The organism is Neisseria sp. HMSC056A03 (genome assembly GCF_001815685.1).
Classification (GTDB): Bacteria; Pseudomonadota; Gammaproteobacteria; order Burkholderiales; family Neisseriaceae; genus Neisseria; species Neisseria subflava.
The window spans coordinates 1-15,814 of sequence record NZ_KV821618.1 but is presented as its reverse complement, the minus strand read 5'-3'; the positions used below and the strand labels follow the sequence as shown (position 1 = coordinate 15,814).

The window sequence follows — 15,814 nt, the reverse complement described above, 5'->3', positions numbered from 1 at the left end:
ATCCAACCCCATCAGCCGAGTAGGGCGGCAATGTTTTCCAACGGACGGCCGATGGCTGCGCGCGTAGGCGTGACCAAAACGGGACGCTCGAGCAGGGCAGGGTGTTCGGCGATTGCCTGAAGCAGGGCGGCATTGTCCAAATCGGGATTGTCCAAACCCAATTCTTTGTACAAATCGTCTTTCGTGCGCATCATGCCGCGCACCGATTTGATGCTGAGTTTGGCAAACATATCCTGCAAAGTCGCCAAATCAGGCGCGGTATCCAGATATTTGACTACATCGGCGGCAACGCCTTTTTCTTCGAGCAAAGCCAGCGCGGCACGCGATTTGCTGCAACGCGGGTTGTGATAAAGTGTGAATTCAGACGGCATGAAAGTCTCCGTATTATTGCAAAATCATTCAATGATGGCGGTTATTATCGTCTGCAACTGATTTTTACTCAAACTTTTTACCTGATATCTTGATATGAATCGGTAGGCATACCCACCAAACCGTTTTACAATAAACACAATTTCGATTGGCAACCTCAAGGATACAACCATGAAAGCCTTAACCGCCCTTCTCTTGTCCGCTGCCGTTTTTACCGCTGCGCCGGCCTTTGCCGCCGATGAAACAGCAGGTTGGCAGGACAACAAACCGCAAAGCCTGGAATCGCTCAAAGCCCCCGTGCGCGTGGTCAACCTTTGGGCAACCTGGTGCGGCCCCTGCCGTAAAGAAATGCCCGCCATGTCGGCATGGTACAAAGCTCAGAAAAAAGGCAGCGTCGATATGGTCGGCATCGCGCTGGATACGACCGACAACATCGGCAAGTTCCTGAAACAAACGCCGGTCAGCTATCCGATTTGGCGTTACACCGGCGCCAACAGCCGCAACTTCATGAAAGCCCACGGCAACAACGTCGGCGTATTGCCCTTCACTGTCGTCGAAGCGCCGAAATGCGGCTACAAACAAACCATCACCGGCGAAGTCAACGAAAAAAGCCTGACCGCCGCCGTGAATTTGGCCAAAACCAAATGTAAATAAAACAGCGGATAAGGTGCTTAACCTACGCTGATACCGAGGCCGTCTGAAACCCAATCGTTCAGACGGCCCTTTTTCAAACCATATTGCTTTGTGTTGCAAACCGGCAGTGTCTCCACAGGCAGAACCGAGGTTTCACTATCAAAAAGCAGCCGAAATATTTATAATCTGTGAATATCCCCATTTTTTCAGACGGCATGTTGCCCTATCGATGACGCCGGCCGTCTGACTCCCTATTTTCAGGAAAACCCATGATCCGTTTCGAACAAGTTTCCAAAACCTATCCCGGCGGTTTCGAAGCCCTGAAAAATGTCAGTTTCCAGATTAACAAAGGTGAGATGATTTTTATCGCCGGCCATTCGGGTTCGGGCAAATCCACCATTTTGAAGCTGATTTCAGGCATTACCAAGCCTACCAAAGGCAAGGTTTGGTTCAACAATCAAGACCTCGGCACCTTGAGCGACAATCAGATCGGCTTTATGCGCCAACATATCGGCATTGTCTTCCAAGACCACAAAATCCTCTACGACCGCAATGTCTTGCAAAACGTTATCCTGCCTTTGCGGATCAGCGGCTACCAGCCGCGCAAAGCTGAAGAGCGCGCGCGTATTGCGATTGAGAAAGTCGGCTTGAAAGGCCGCGAAAACGATATGCCCATCACTTTGTCCGGCGGCGAACAACAACGTTTGTGCATCGCGCGCGCAGTGGTTCACCAACCCAGCCTGCTGATCGCCGACGAGCCGTCCGCCAGCCTCGACCGCGCCTATGCGCTGGATATTATGGAATTGTTCAAAACCTTCCATGAAGCAGGCACGACTGTGATTGTTGCGGCGCACGATGAAACGCTGATGGCGGATTACGGCCACCGCGTCTTGCGCCTGCAGAAAGGACGCCTCGCATGAGTATGATTCATTACATCTCATTACACGTCGAATCGGCGCGCGCCGCGCTCAAAGAGCTTCTGCGCCAACCCATCGGCACGCTGCTGACCCTGCTCATGCTTGCCGTTGCCATGACCTTGCCCCTGTTTATGTATTTGGGTATCCAAAGCGGGCAAAGCGTATTGGGTAAACTCAACGAATCGCCACAGATTACGGTTTATATGGACACTGATGCAGCAAGTTCTGATGCCGATACGGTGAAAAACCTGCTCCAGCGCGACAGCCGTATCGATAAAGTCCGCTTTATCAGCAAGCAGGAAGGTTTGGAAGAATTGCAAACCAATCTCGACCAAAACCTCGTTTCCATGCTCGATGGCAACCCATTGCCCGACGTCTTTATCGTTACACCCGACCCTGCCACTTCTCCGGATCAGATGCAGGCCATCTATAAAGACATTACCAAACTGCCGCGCGTCGAATCAGCAACCATGGATACCGAATGGGTACAGACCCTTTATCGTATTAACGAATTTATCCGCAAGATTTTGTGGTTCCTCTCGCTGACTTTGGGCATGGCCTTTGTCTTGGTGGCACACAACACCATCCGCCTGCAAATCCTCAGCCGCAAGGAAGAGTTGGAAATCACCAAGCTGTTGGGTGCGCCCGCTTCCTTCATCCGCCGCCCTTTCCTTTATCAGGCAATGTGGCAGAGTATTTTCTCCGCCGCCGTCAGCTTGGGTTTGTCGGCTTGGCTGCTGGCCGAAGTACGGCCGCTGGTGGACGCGATTTTCAAACCCTACGGTCTGAACATCGGCTGGCGTTTCTTCACATTTAGCGAAGTGTCGCTGGTATTCGGCTTCGTCATCGCGCTGGGCGTATTCGGCGCATGGCTGGCCACCACGCAACACCTCTTAGGCTTCAAAGCCAAAAAATAAGCCTTGGCAAACAGGCCGTCTGAACCATTCAGACGGCCTGAAATCTTATCCTTTCGCAACTTAAACAAACCTTGTGAAAATTTAATACTGCCAAATCTAACAGCAAGGGCATAATCCCTTATAATTGATGGCTTATTATCCATCTCATTTCATTTGTGCGGCATAAACCGTGCAGACAAATAACGAAAGACATCCTGTGGACAAACTCAAAATCTCTGCCAACGGCCCCCTCAACGGAGAAATCATCGTATCCGGCGCAAAAAACGCCGCCCTGCCGCTGATGTGTGCCGGTCTGCTGACTTCCGGCACTTTACGCTTGAAAAACGTACCCATGCTCGCCGACGTCAAAACCACCCAAAAACTGCTGCAAGGCATGGGCGCACGCGTTTTGACCGACAATATCTCCGAATTTGAAATCAACGGCGGCACCGTCAACAACACCTGCGCACCTTACGAGCTGGTAAAAACCATGCGCGCATCCATCTTGGTTTTAGGCCCGACCCTCGCCCGCTTCGGCGAAGCCCAAGTCAGCCTGCCCGGCGGTTGCGCCATCGGTTCGCGCCCGGTTGACCAACACCTCAAAGGCCTCGAAACCATGGGTGCGGAAATCACCATCGAACACGGTTACGTCAAAGCCAAAGGCCGTCTGAAAGGCACGCGCGTTACCATGGATGTCGTGACCGTCGGCGGCACTGAAAACCTGCTGATGGCGGCCACGCTCGCAGAAGGCACCACCATCCTCGAAAACTGCGCCATCGAGCCCGAAGTCGTCGATTTGGCCGAATGCCTCGTCAAAATGGGCGCGAAAATCAGCGGCATCGGTACAGCAACCATGACTATAGAAGGCGTAAAAGAGCTGCACGGCTGCGAACACAGCGTCGTTCCCGACCGTATCGAAGCCGGTACCTTCCTCTGCGCCGTTGCCATGACCGGCGGCAAAGTCGTCCTGCGCAATGCCGCCCCCAAAACCATGGAAGTTGTGTTAAACAAACTGACCGAAGCCGGCGCCATCATCGAAGCAGGCGACAACTGGATTTCCATCGACATGCAGCAACGCCCCAAAGCCGTCGACATCCGCACCGTCGTCCACCCAGGCTTCCCAACCGACATGCAGGCGCAGTTTATGGCCATGAACGCCATTGCCGAAGGCAGCAGCCGCGTGGTGGAAACCATTTTTGAAAACCGCTTCATGCACGTTCCCGAACTCAACCGTATGGGCGCAGACATCACCACCGAAGGCAACACCGCCTACATCAAAGGCGTGGAAAAACTCTCCGGCGCCGTCGTGATGGCAACCGACCTGCGCGCCTCCGCCAGCCTCGTCATGGCCGGTTTGGTCGCAGAAGGCGAAACCATCGTCGAACGCATCTACCACCTTGACCGCGGCTATGAATACATCGAGAAAAAACTCGGCGGCGTAGGCGCAAAAATCGAACGCGTACGCGGTTAATCCCATACGCTGCCGATAAATAAAAGGCCGTCTGAAAACAAAATCTAGCAAACACGCTATGCTTGTTTTCAGACGGCCTATCTACTTGTGAAATAAAAAGCAGGTAACTAAGATAAGAAATAGGATTTTTCGATTAGTAAACACTCAGAAAACCCACCTTCCAATCTTTTCAAAATTAATCTGATTTATATAAACAGCATCATTAAAGCAGTAGAAAAGCCGATAATTATCCACTACTAATCCTCCATATAATCAATATACATTATGAATGATTCATCACACACAACAAAGAAACGGATAACCCGTTATGGCCATAAACTATGTTTCTTTATTGCCATTTTCATTTGGATTTGCTCCTTATTTCAAAATGTATTTACTTTTGGAAAAGAAGGACAATATGAGGGATTTTTTGTTCTAATTATTGGAACAATATTTGGACCTGGTTTAGGACACATTGGATATTTTGCTGTTTATGCAAATTATATTTGGTTCATTTTAATATTCATATCTCTTATCCGACCGCAAGCAAAAAAATTTATCTTTACTTTGCATGGATTATTATGGGTTGTGGCGCTACTTACATTTACTTTAAACGAAGTAATTGTGAATGAAGCAGGAGGACATGCAAAACCAACTTACGGATTAGGATTGTATTTATGGTTTACAGCGTTTTTATTGACAACCATCGCAGAATTTCTAAAACAGCGTATTTATCAAAATTTGAAAGAAAATACAAAAAGAATAAAGTAACAACAAATACTCCTGTATACTTTGAATTACTCCTGTATACTTTGAATCAAGATTCAAAATCTCATTGTAGAAGGAAGCCTTATGAAACCTTTTATCTTGCTATTCGGTCTCTGTGCCGCTTTATCATTAACCGCCTGCAACAAGGAGAAAAACGTGTACGAAGAATATGGCTTTAAAGAATCGGATTTCCCCACCTATAAACTGCCGAAAGGAGATGCTCCTCCAAAGGATGTCAAAATTAACCCAAACCGTAAAGAACATTATCAAGCTGTGGTTAAAATTAAAGATGCGCCTCTAGCTTTCCAAATTGTGACGGGAGATGAACTTTACCAATCGGAAAACTGTAAATATGTAACCAATCGTTGGGTAGGTGCGACAACGTGGCCTCAATACCGAAAAAAACTGGAGTTGACTAAAATTGATAATAATACATATGCTACAGACTTTTATTCGGATACTCCTTTAGATGAAGATTACTATGGGGAAGGCGTATGTAAATGGCAGTTTTTAAGTGCTGCCATAGTAATGGAACCAACAGGAAAAGATAAGCGAGAAACAGCTTTGATTGTCCGTATTGATTCGGAAGATTTAAAAAAACTGACTGCGCAAAATCCTGAATTAATCGTTAAGCATGAATATCAGAAAAGTAATTTTCCAATAGCAAAAGATTTGAATTTTGAAGATGGTTGGTCTGATGATGGTAGCTCTATAAAGAGTGGATTAGTTGTCGCTCCAGAAGATAAATTTTCAGTTGAATTGATATTGAGAAAGGTTGAAAAATGAGAGCATTGAATAGTCAGGATTTTGCCCTGCTGTCTAATCACATTTATGGGAAGAAAGATAAAAACGATGAAGTAAAACTAGTTTTTGATAACGAAAAAAATAAAGAAATAACTTTAAACGGTATTAAATATGCTGTCGAGAAAATCAGTGACAATCCCAAAAATGGTTATTTTGGTGCCATTTACCGTCGCTTAGACACCAACGAGTTAGTAGTTGTCCACAGAGGTACGGAGTTTGAAACACGCCAAGACCGAGAAGCCGATATGCGCATGGTCAAAGATCATACTAACCCACAATATAACGATGCAAAATTATTGACACAAGAAGCCGAAAAATTAAAAAACGGAAAATATAAGAATGCCTCAATCTATCAAACAGGTCATTCACTAGGAGGAGCACTTGCCCAACTATGTGGTAATCGTTATGGCCACCGTACCGAAACTTTCAATGCCTTTGGTGCAGCAGGCTTGAAAGAAGCTCTCCCAATCAATCCTTTGGCAGACAGATTAATCATCAATCACCGCATGGGTGGAGACTATGTCTCGTCTGCAAGCAATCATTTAGGCAGGAGTATTTTGTATACTACAAAAAACGAAGTAGATAATCTGAGTAAAGGCGGCTTTAACACACAAGATCCGTCAGATGACAAATTTTTGGCCAATGCAGGTTTCAGAATGCCTTCAAGTTGGGGTAATTGGGGTAGTGCATCAGATTTATATACTTCTCATGCTGTTAGCAATTTTACGCACGAACATGGTTTGTCTGTTTTATCCCCAAAATCCCCTGCTCATAAACTAGCTGAAAATAATATGGCAATGATTGGGCGGTTTAACAATTATGTAAAAGAAGAAATTCGCAAATCCCCTGATAAATTTGAAAAATATATCAATCTTGCAGACCGTTTTATTGCAGAAAACCAACCGCAGTATTCAAATCCATATGAACAACAGGATCGTCCTCAATACGCCTTTTTAGATCTGCAAATAAATGCTAGCAAACTACAAAACTTTTCCCCTGAAAATCAAAAGTTCTTCAATACTGCAATGGTGCACCTAACGACGTATCATAAGACAAACAATCTGCCTATTGATGAGAAAAAGCTGCAAAATTCCGCGATGGCACTTACCGCCTTGGCTCAGTCAAAAAATATCACTGATCTTACTTTATTTAGTGTAAAAAACGACCAGTATCTAATCGGGAACCGAAATCCTACATTAAATCTTGCCTCTATGGATATAGGACTATCTGCATCTATTCCCGTGGAAAAGAGCTTTAATCAAATTCAGCAAACGGCTGAACATGAAGAGCAACAGAAACAATTAGCGCAATCTCAATCGCGTGGAATGAGCATTGGGTAACAATCTTTCTGCCAAGTCTCAAAAGGCCGTCTGAAACACCGGCAATCGGGTTTCAGACGGCCTTTGCGTATTGTTTTGCGGTATAATTCCCGACATCTTTATCCATTGTTTTTAAAAGCACAAACCATGACACGCAAAATCCTTGTCACTTCCGCGCTGCCGTATGCCAACGGCAGCATCCACCTCGGCCACATGGTCGAACACATCCAAACCGACGTTTGGGTACGCTTCCAAAAACTGCGCGGCCACGAGTGCTACTACTGCTGCGCCGACGACACCCACGGTACGCCCGTGATGCTTGCCGCTCAAAAACAAGGCATCGCGCCTGAAGACATGATTGCCAAAGTACGCGAAGAGCACCTCGCCGACTTCACCGGTTTCAACATCGGTTACGACAATTATTACAGCACCCATTCCCCTGAAAACAAACAGTTTTCCCAAGACATTTACCGCGCGCTGAAAGCCAACGGCAAGATTGAAAGCCGCGTCATCGAGCAGCTTTTCGACCCCGAAAAACAAATGTTCCTGCCCGACCGCTTCGTCAAAGGCGAATGCCCCAAATGCCACGCCCAAGACCAATACGGCGACAACTGCGAAGTCTGCGGCACGACCTATTCCCCGACCGAACTTATTAACCCGTATTCCGCCGTTTCCGGTGCCAAACCCGAATTGCGCGAATCCGAACACTTCTTCTTCAAACTGGGCGAATGCGCCGACTTCCTCAAAGCATGGACTTCCGGCAACAATCCGCACGACGGCAAGCCCCATCTGCAAGCCGAAGCCCTCAACAAAATGAAAGAATGGCTGGGCGAAGGCGAAGAAACCACGCTGTCCGACTGGGACATCTCCCGCGACGCGCCGTATTTCGGTTTCGAAATCCCCGACGCGCCGGGCAAATACTTCTACGTTTGGCTGGACGCGCCCGTCGGCTACATGGCGTCGTTTAAAAACCTGTGCGACCGCATCGGCATCGATTTCGACGAATACTTCAAAGCCGACAGCCAAACCGAGATGTACCACTTCATCGGCAAAGACATCCTCTATTTCCACGCCCTGTTCTGGCCCGCAATGCTGCATTTCTCCGGCCACCGCGCCCCGACCGGCGTGTACGCACACGGCTTTTTGACCGTCGACGGACAAAAAATGTCCAAATCGCGCGGCACCTTCATCACCGCCAAATCCTATCTGGAACAAGGCCTGAACCCCGAGTGGATGCGCTACTACATCGCCGCCAAACTCAACAGCAAAATCGAAGACATCGATTTGAACCTGCAAGACTTTATCAGCCGCGTCAACAGCGACCTCGTCGGCAAATACGTCAACATCGCCGCCCGCGCTTCAGGTTTCATCGCCAAACGCTTTGAAGGCCGTCTGAAAGACGTTGCCGACAGCGAATTGCTGGCAAAACTGACTGCGCAAAGCGAAGCCATTGCCGAATGCTACGAAAGCCGCGAATACGCCAAAGCCCTGCGCGACATCATGGCATTGGCAAACATTGTTAACGAATACGTTGATGCCAACAAACCTTGGGAACTCGCCAAACAAGAAGGCCAAGACGCACGCCTGCACGAAGTATGCAGCGAGCTCATCAACGCCTTTACCATGTTGACTGCCTACCTCGCCCCCGTATTGCCGAAAGTGACCGAAAATGCCGCCAAATTCCTGAATTTGGAAGCCATCACTTGGGCAAATACCCGCGAAACCTTGGGCGAACACGCCATCAACAAATACGAACATTTAATGCAACGAGTGGAGCAAAAACAAGTGGACGATTTAATCGAAGCCAACAAACAAAGCATCGCCGCCGCAGCCGCGCCTGCCGCCGAAGAGAGCAAATACGAAAAAGTCGCCGAACAGGCCAGCTTTGACGACTTTATGAAAATCGACATGCGCGTCGCCAAAGTATTGAACTGCGAAGCTGTCGAAGGCAGCACCAAACTCCTGAAATTCGACCTCGATTTCGGTTTTGAAAAACGCATCATCTTCTCCGGCATCGCCGCATCTTACCCGAACCCTGCCGAATTGAACGGCCGCATGGTCATCGCCGTCGCTAACTTCGCCCCGCGCAAAATGGCAAAATTCGGCGTATCCGAAGGCATGATCCTCTCCGCCGCCACGGCAGAGGGCAAACTGAAGCTCCTCGATGTCGACGCAGGCGCACAGCCTGGGGATAAAGTGGGCTAAGTATCAAATCTTAAGGAGAAACCATGTTAAACCTTTCCGCACCGGTACTTAAAGAAATTGAGTTGCTTCATGATGCAGGCTTATCGGTTGGCGCTATTGTTGCAGTGTTGCGTCTGAAGTTTCCGGTAGAGCTCCATGATCGGGAGGACAAGAAAATTGAAGAAGCCGTTCTTCTCATGATCAATCCGCCGCGAAAAGCACCTTCTCTTTCCCGCTAAGGTAGCAGTGCTGGTTGAAAGGTAAATTTGGTTATGCTTCAACAAAAGGCCGTCTGAAAGTTTCAGACGGCCTTTTTATTTATCCAAACGCTTAGTTTCCGTTCAATCTTTATCTTAACAATTCATCGGTAACGCGTTGCAGAAACTCGATACGCTCGGGTTTGGCTTCGCCTGATTCGGCAGCGGCTTTGACGGCGCAGCCGGGTTCGGCGCGGTGGGTGCAGTTGTGGAAACGGCACTGGCCGATAAGGTGGCGCAGGTCGGGGAAGTATTGCAATAAATCGGCGGCTTGGAGATGGTGCAGGCCGAATTCTTGCAGGCCGGGGGAATCGATGAGTCGGGTTTCTGCGTTTAAATCGTACAGTTGGGCGTGGGTGGTGGTGTGTTTGCCGGAATCGAGCGCGGTGGAAATGTCGCCGGTTCGGGCGGCTTGGTTGCCGAGTAGGGCGTTGGTCAGGGTGGACTTGCCCATGCCGCTTTGTCCGAGCAGGATGTTGGTTTGCCCTTCTAAAATGGGACGCAGGATGTCGGCGTTTTCCAATGCGTTGGTTTCGACCACGGAGTAGCCGAGGGTTTCGTAGAATTTGAGTTTCTCGCGCCATTGGGCGGTTTCGGGGAGGTCGGCTTTGTTGAGGACAATGACGGCGTCAATACCGGCCGCTTCTGCCGCGAGGAGGGCGCGTTGCAACAGGGCTTCGCTGGGAGAGGGGCTGGCGGCGGTTACGATGAGCAGTTGGGTAACGTTGGCGGCAATCAGTTTGGTTTTCCATGCGTCTTGGCGGTAGAGCAGGCTTTCGCGCGGGAGGTAGTCTTCAATCACGACTTGTTCACCGTTGATGGGGCTGATGCGGACTTGGTCGCCGCAGGCGAAATCGACGCGTTTTTTGCGGGTGGTGGCGTCATATATTTGGCCGTCGGGGGTGCGGACGATATAACGGCGGCCATAGCTGGTAATGATTTGGGCGGTATCGGTCATGATGGGGTTTATTGTTTGGAATGGTGTGATTGTACCGAAAGTCGGCTATGGCCGTCTGAAAACTTGTTTGCACCTTTTAACTTTCTTTGGCTTGGTTTTTTGGTGTTTCTGCCCTATATTTGCAATGTATTTGTTTTCAGGAGATTTTTTTTATGGATTTCAGTCAGTTGCTCAATCAGGTTTTGGGTGCGGCTCAAAAAGGCGGCAAAGCGGTGGCGGACAGTCCGCTCAATTCTTTTGGCGGCGGCGCACTGACGGGTGCTTTGGCATCAATGCTGTTGAAAAAGAAAAATACGAAGAAGCTGGTCAAGGCCGGTTCGGTCGCTGCTTTGGGTTTTCTGGCTTATAAAGGCTATCAAAACTGGAAACAAAACCGCCAACAGGAAGAATTGCCGCAAAGTGCGTTCCAACCTGCCGGTCTGATTGGTGAAAACCACAGCCGTGTGATTTTACAAACGATGATTGCGGCGGCGGCTTCAGACGGCCTGATTGACGATGCGGAACGCGCGGCGATCGAGCGTGAAAGCGGCAGCGATGCGGAAACGGCGGCATGGTTGCAGGCTGAATATGCGCAACCGGCCTCTATCGAGCAAATTGCCGCTTCTGTCGGCAGCGACGAGGCTTTGGCAGCCGAAACTTATCTGGCGGCCAGATTGGTCTGCGCGGATTTGTCGCGCAAGGAAATTGTGTTCCTGAGCCGTTTGTCCCAAGCTTTGAATTTGGACGACCAACTGGTCGAAAGTTTGGAAAAACAGCTCGAATTGGCTTAAGCTTGATTTAAAAGGCCGTCTGAAACCTGATTTCAGACGGCCTTTCGACTTCATTTCGGAGTAAAATAACCCTTTCGACATATTAAAGGCTGTCTGAACATGAATAAACTTTTTTCCACATTCAAAACGTTTTTAGCCGCTTCGTCCGTCTTGGTATTGGCTGCCTGTCCGAGCGGCAACGCGCCTCAATCCAAACCTTCTACGCAGGGTCAAAATACGGTTTCACATACTGCACCCAAACCGAAAGCCACGGTTGCACTGGCTTTGGGCGGCGGTGCGTCCAAAGGCTTTGCCCATATCGGTATTATTAAGGTTTTGAAAGAAAACAATATTCCAGTCAAAATTGTTACCGGTACATCCGCTGGCTCGATTGTCGGCAGTATGTACGCTTCGGGAATGTCGCCCGACCGCCTCGAATTGGAAGCGGAAATTTTGGGTAAAACCGATTTGGTGGATTTGACCTTGTCCACCAGCGGCTTCATCAAAGGCGAAAAACTGCAAAACTACATCAACCGCAAAGTCGGCAACCGTCCGATGCAGCAGTTCCCCATCAAATTTGCCGCCGTTGCGACCGATTTTGAAAGCGGCAAACCGGTGGTGTTCAACGTCGGCAATGCCGGACAGGCCGTCCGCGCTTCTGCGTCGATTCCGAACGTGTTCCAACCAGTCGTCATCGGCAACCATAAATATGTAGATGGCGGCCTGTCGCAGCCCGTACCGGTCAGCGCGGCGAAAAAACTGGGCGCAAACTTCATCATTGCCGTCGATATTTCCGCCCGTCCGGCCAAAAACGTCAACCAAGGCATGTTCTCCTATCTTGACCAAACCTTCAACGTAATGAGTCAAACTGCGTTGCGCCAAGAATTGGGACAAGCCAATGTGGTCATCAAACCGCAGGTTTTGGAGCTGGGTTCGGTTGGCGGCTTCGACCAAAAACAACGCGCCATCCAATTGGGCGAACAGGCCGCTCGCGCCGCACTGCCTGAAATCAAACGCAAACTGGCGGCATACCAGTATTAATCATCCGCCGTTTGAACAGGCCGTCTGAAAGTATGTTTTTCAGACGGCCTTTCTTGTGCAAATCTGCTAAAATCACGCGTTTCCTACAAATCATAAAATCCTAAAAAAATGAATATCTTTTACGAAGAGTCCGGCCAATTCAAAGTTGCCTCCATCGTCCAAAAAAACGACGCCACCTATCAAGTCGATACCCAACACGGCAAGCGCACCAAAGTGAAGGCAAACAATGTCTTTGCCGAGTTTGACGGCGATATGGCGGTATTTTTGGAGAACGCGCAGGCACAGGCGGCGGACATCGACACCGATTTATTGTGGGAAGTATGCGGCGAAGAAGAATTTTCCGCCGAGGCCATCGCCGAAGAATATTACGGCCATGCGCCGACCAAAACCGAGCTGGCGGCGACTTTGATTGCACTTTACGCCGCGCCGATGTATTTCTACAAAAAATCCAAAGGCGTGTTCAAAGCCGCGCCCGAAGAAACTTTGAAACAGGCGCTTGCCGCCATCGAACGCAAAAAACAGCAAGACGCGCAAATCGACGCTTGGGCGGAAGCCTTGAAACGCGGCGAGATGCCGTCTGAAATCGCGGCGGATTTGAAAACCATCTTACACGCGCCCGACAAGCAGTCGCTGACCTACAAAGCCTTTACCAAAGCTGCCGACGAGCTGAAAATCTCCGCCTACGAACTGGCGAAAAAAACGGGCGGCATTACGTCCATTCCCCAATACCTGCAAGACGGGTTTGAAATCAAATACTTCCCAAAAGGAACAGACTTCCCCGACCTTCCGCTTCCTGAAATGCCCGACTTGCCCAAAGCCGACGTTACCGCCTTTTCCATTGACGACGAATCGACTACCGAAGTGGACGATGCTTTAAGCCTGACCGATTTGGGCAATGGCATGAAACGCGTCGGTATCCACATCGCCGCGCCGTCGCTTGCCATTAAACAAGGCGACAAAATGGAAAAAAACATCATGGAACGCTTAAGCACGGTTTATTTCCCCGGCGGCAAAATCACCATGTTGCCCGAAAACTGGATCGCCGCGTTCAGCCTTGATGCAGGTGCATACCGCCCTTCCATCAGCATTTATTTCGATGTGGACAGCGAGTTCAACGTCGGCGCGCCGACCTGCAAAATCGAAGCGGTCAACATCGCCGAAAACCTGCGCATTCAAACCATCGAGCCGCATTTCAACGCCGAAACCGGCTTGGACGAAGCAGGCGAAATGATGTTCGCCCACCATCAAGACCTGATTTGGTTCTATCAATTTGCCATCGCCCTGCAAAAAGCACGTGGCAAATACGAGCCCGACCGTGCGCCGCAATACGATTACAGCATCGAATTGGATGAGGAAGGCAACGTATCTGTCGTCTACCGCGAACGCGGTTCGCCCATCGATACGCTGGTCAGCGAGATGATGATTCTTGCCAACAGTACTTGGGCGCAGATGCTCCATGATAACGACCTGCCCGGCCTTTTCCGCGTCCAACCAGCAGGCAAAGTGCGCATGAGCACCAAATCCGAGCCGCACATCGGCATGGGCGTGCAGCATTACGGCTGGTTTACCTCGCCGCTGCGCCGCGCCGCCGACTACATCAACCAAAAGCAGCTGATCAGCCTGATCGACGATACTGCCGAGCCGCTGTATCAAAACAGCGATGCCGAGCTTTTCGCCGCCTTGCGCGATTTTGATGCCGCCTATACAGCCTACGCCGACTTCCAACGCCAAATGGAAGCCTACTGGAGCCTCGTCTATCTGCAACAACAAGGCACGAGTGAGCTGACGGCCACCATCCTCAAAGAAGACCTCGTCCGCATTGAAGGCCTGCCGCTGGTAACGCGCGCGACCGGTATTCCGTTTGACGCACTGCCCAAATCGCAGGCATTGTTCAAAATCACCGAACTGGATGCCGAGAAGCAGTTTATCGCGCTCAACTATCAAAAAGCCGTTTTACCGGGCTGATAACGTTATTCCGTTTGAAAAAAGGCCGTCTGAACGAAGAAACAGAAATCTTTGATTTCGTTTTCATCCCTGTTCAGACGGCCTTAATCATCTAAAAATGCTACAATTCCCCTTTTCTGCCCATCATTTCAAACCATGAAAAAAAACGCCCCCCAATCCTTTGAAGAAGCCTTATCCCGCCTCGAAACCCTGACCCAGGCCATGCAAAGCAGCGAAATGCCGCTGGAAGACGCCCTGGCTGCCTATCAGGAAGGCAACGAATTGGTCAGATACTGCCAAACCAAATTGGCGGAAGTCGAGCAGAAACTGCAAGTCTTGGATGCCGGCGAACTGAAGGAGTTGAACCTTGAACCCGGCGAATGAACTCAAAACATGGCAGCAAAAAGCCCAAGCGCAAACCGAATTGCTGCTGGCACATTTTTTACCGTCTGAAAGCCAAGTGCCGCACACGCTGCACGAAGCCATGCGTTACGTTACCCTCGGCGGCGGCAAACGGCTGCGCCCGCTCTTGGTGCTTGCCGCGTCCGAATTGGGCGAAGCAAACCAAAACGCCGTCGAGCAGGCGATGGCGGCCATCGAAATGGTGCACGTCTATTCGCTGGTTCACGACGATATGCCGGCGATGGACAACGACAGCCTGCGCCGCGGCAAACCGACCTGCCATGTGCAATACGATGAAGCAACCGCCCTTTTGGTCGGCGATGCGCTGCAAACCCAAGCCTTTGATGTACTGAGCCGTCCGACAGGCCTGCCTGCCGAGCGCCAGCTTGCCATGTTGTCCACGCTGGCACAAGCATCCGGCAGCCTTGGTATGGCGGGCGGACAAGCCATCGACCTTGCCAATGTCGGAAAAGCCATGAATCAGGCCGAATTGGAACAGATGCACAGCCTCAAGACCGGTGCACTCATCCGCGCGGCCGTAGCCTTAGGCGCACTTTCCTGTCCAGACTTAACACCGGCGCAAATCCAAACCTTAGACCACTACGCCGCCAAATTAGGCCTGGCTTTCCAAGTGATCGACGATGTATTGGACTGCGAAGCCGATACCGCCACCTTGGGCAAAACAGCCGGCAAAGACTCGGACAACGACAAACCGACCTACGTCAAACTGATGGGCCTGCACGCCGCGCGTACTTACGCAGAAACGCTGATTGCAGAAGCCGTTGCCCTGATCGAGCCATTCGGCGACAAAGCCCTGCGCCTGCGCCAACTGGCCGAGTTTGTTACCGCACGGAAAAACTAAACCTGCAAATAAATAAAGGCCGTCTGAAACCTGATTTTGGGTTTCAGACGGCCTTTTTAACAGCCTGAGACCTTTGCAAAAAAGCCTTTCCTCCAACAGCCGAAATCCAAACACAGGTTTTCGGCTGTTTTTGTTTCAAATATCCACTGATTCTACTCAAATACCCCCTTAATTATCCTTGTATACCTGATTAATCAGGCATCCGAGCCGCCTTTTAGGCGCTAACAGGCGCACTTAGCCTGTTAGCCGCTTTCAACAGGT

At 50.0% G+C, this 15,814-nt stretch carries 16 protein-coding genes; 14 read left to right on the top strand and 2 right to left on the bottom strand.

All coding sequences use genetic code 11. From position 1 onward, the window contains the following. Nucleotides 1–11: 11 nt before the first annotated feature. Nucleotides 12–371: an arsenate reductase (glutaredoxin) gene (gene arsC / locus HMPREF3052_RS03905; protein WP_070748654.1), complete on the bottom strand. Its 360-nt coding sequence runs from the start codon at nucleotides 369–371 to the stop codon at nucleotides 12–14. A gap of 169 nt (nucleotides 372–540) precedes the next feature. Here arsC and HMPREF3052_RS03900 point away from each other — a divergent pair, with 169 nt between their 5' ends. The 9 genes from HMPREF3052_RS03900 to HMPREF3052_RS03860 all read left to right on the top strand — a co-directional run bounded on the left by HMPREF3052_RS03900 (nucleotide 541) and on the right by HMPREF3052_RS03860 (nucleotide 9,579). Beyond that, the gene (locus tag HMPREF3052_RS03900; RefSeq protein ID WP_003747814.1) at nucleotides 541–1,023 is read left to right on the top strand and encodes a TlpA disulfide reductase family protein; all 483 of its coding nucleotides are present in this window, start codon (nucleotides 541–543) and stop codon (nucleotides 1,021–1,023) included. 248 nt (nucleotides 1,024–1,271) lie between these two features. Next, a complete protein-coding gene (ftsE, locus tag HMPREF3052_RS03895; protein WP_003681151.1) occupies nucleotides 1,272–1,922 on the top strand; it encodes a cell division ATP-binding protein FtsE in 651 nt (216 codons plus the stop codon). Further along, a complete protein-coding gene (gene ftsX / locus HMPREF3052_RS03890; RefSeq protein WP_003747810.1) occupies nucleotides 1,919–2,836 on the top strand; it encodes a permease-like cell division protein FtsX in 918 nt (305 codons plus the stop codon). The genes ftsE and ftsX overlap by 4 nt, the downstream gene beginning before the upstream one ends. Nucleotides 2,837–3,032: 196 nt before the next feature. Further along, nucleotides 3,033–4,286: a UDP-N-acetylglucosamine 1-carboxyvinyltransferase gene (gene murA / locus HMPREF3052_RS03885; RefSeq protein WP_036492379.1), complete on the top strand. Its 1,254-nt coding sequence runs from the start codon at nucleotides 3,033–3,035 to the stop codon at nucleotides 4,284–4,286. Nucleotides 4,287–4,550: 264 nt separating this feature from the next. Continuing rightward, nucleotides 4,551–5,036, top strand: coding sequence for a hypothetical protein (locus HMPREF3052_RS03880; RefSeq protein ID WP_049328770.1), 486 nt, complete (start codon nucleotides 4,551–4,553; stop codon nucleotides 5,034–5,036). Nucleotides 5,037–5,117: 81 nt separating this feature from the next. Next, on the top strand, nucleotides 5,118–5,819 hold the full coding sequence (locus HMPREF3052_RS03875; RefSeq protein ID WP_049328771.1) for a hypothetical protein: 702 nt from the start codon (nucleotides 5,118–5,120) through the stop codon (nucleotides 5,817–5,819). After that, entirely contained in the window at nucleotides 5,816–7,177 is a 1,362-nt protein-coding gene (locus tag HMPREF3052_RS03870) for a Tle-like phospholipase domain-containing protein (RefSeq protein WP_070748652.1), read from the top strand. Before HMPREF3052_RS03875 ends, HMPREF3052_RS03870 begins: the two co-directional genes overlap by 4 nt. A gap of 126 nt (nucleotides 7,178–7,303) precedes the next feature. Further along, nucleotides 7,304–9,361 carry a methionine--tRNA ligase gene (gene metG, locus HMPREF3052_RS03865; RefSeq protein ID WP_070748650.1) on the top strand — a complete coding sequence of 686 codons (2,058 nt, stop codon included), beginning with the start codon at nucleotides 7,304–7,306 and terminating at the stop codon, nucleotides 9,359–9,361. Between the two features lie 23 nt (nucleotides 9,362–9,384). Then, nucleotides 9,385–9,579: a hypothetical protein gene (locus tag HMPREF3052_RS03860; protein WP_049328774.1), complete on the top strand. Its 195-nt coding sequence runs from the start codon at nucleotides 9,385–9,387 to the stop codon at nucleotides 9,577–9,579. A 109-nt stretch (nucleotides 9,580–9,688) separates the two neighbouring features. On the opposite strand, the gene rsgA is transcribed toward HMPREF3052_RS03860, so the two are convergent. Next, nucleotides 9,689–10,555 carry a ribosome small subunit-dependent GTPase A gene (gene rsgA / locus HMPREF3052_RS03855; RefSeq protein ID WP_070748648.1) on the bottom strand — a complete coding sequence of 289 codons (867 nt, stop codon included), beginning with the start codon at nucleotides 10,553–10,555 and terminating at the stop codon, nucleotides 9,689–9,691. Nucleotides 10,556–10,707: 152 nt separating this feature from the next. Here rsgA and HMPREF3052_RS03850 point away from each other — a divergent pair, with 152 nt between their 5' ends. From HMPREF3052_RS03850 to HMPREF3052_RS03830, 5 genes are all read left to right on the top strand, one after another. Continuing rightward, nucleotides 10,708–11,325 (top strand): tellurite resistance TerB family protein, encoded by a 618-nt coding sequence (locus tag HMPREF3052_RS03850; protein ID WP_070748646.1) that lies wholly within the window; start codon nucleotides 10,708–10,710, stop codon nucleotides 11,323–11,325. Nucleotides 11,326–11,424: 99 nt separating this feature from the next. Further along, nucleotides 11,425–12,345: a patatin-like phospholipase family protein gene (locus tag HMPREF3052_RS03845; RefSeq protein WP_070748644.1), complete on the top strand. Its 921-nt coding sequence runs from the start codon at nucleotides 11,425–11,427 to the stop codon at nucleotides 12,343–12,345. A gap of 108 nt (nucleotides 12,346–12,453) precedes the next feature. After that, nucleotides 12,454–14,310 (top strand): ribonuclease catalytic domain-containing protein, encoded by a 1,857-nt coding sequence (locus tag HMPREF3052_RS03840; RefSeq protein WP_070748642.1) that lies wholly within the window; start codon nucleotides 12,454–12,456, stop codon nucleotides 14,308–14,310. 135 nt (nucleotides 14,311–14,445) lie between these two features. After that, nucleotides 14,446–14,673 (top strand): exodeoxyribonuclease VII small subunit, encoded by a 228-nt coding sequence (locus tag HMPREF3052_RS03835; RefSeq protein ID WP_003681131.1) that lies wholly within the window; start codon nucleotides 14,446–14,448, stop codon nucleotides 14,671–14,673. Continuing rightward, entirely contained in the window at nucleotides 14,657–15,553 is an 897-nt protein-coding gene (locus HMPREF3052_RS03830) for a polyprenyl synthetase family protein (RefSeq protein ID WP_070646462.1), read from the top strand. The genes HMPREF3052_RS03835 and HMPREF3052_RS03830 overlap by 17 nt, the downstream gene beginning before the upstream one ends. Nucleotides 15,554–15,814 lie beyond the last annotated feature (261 nt).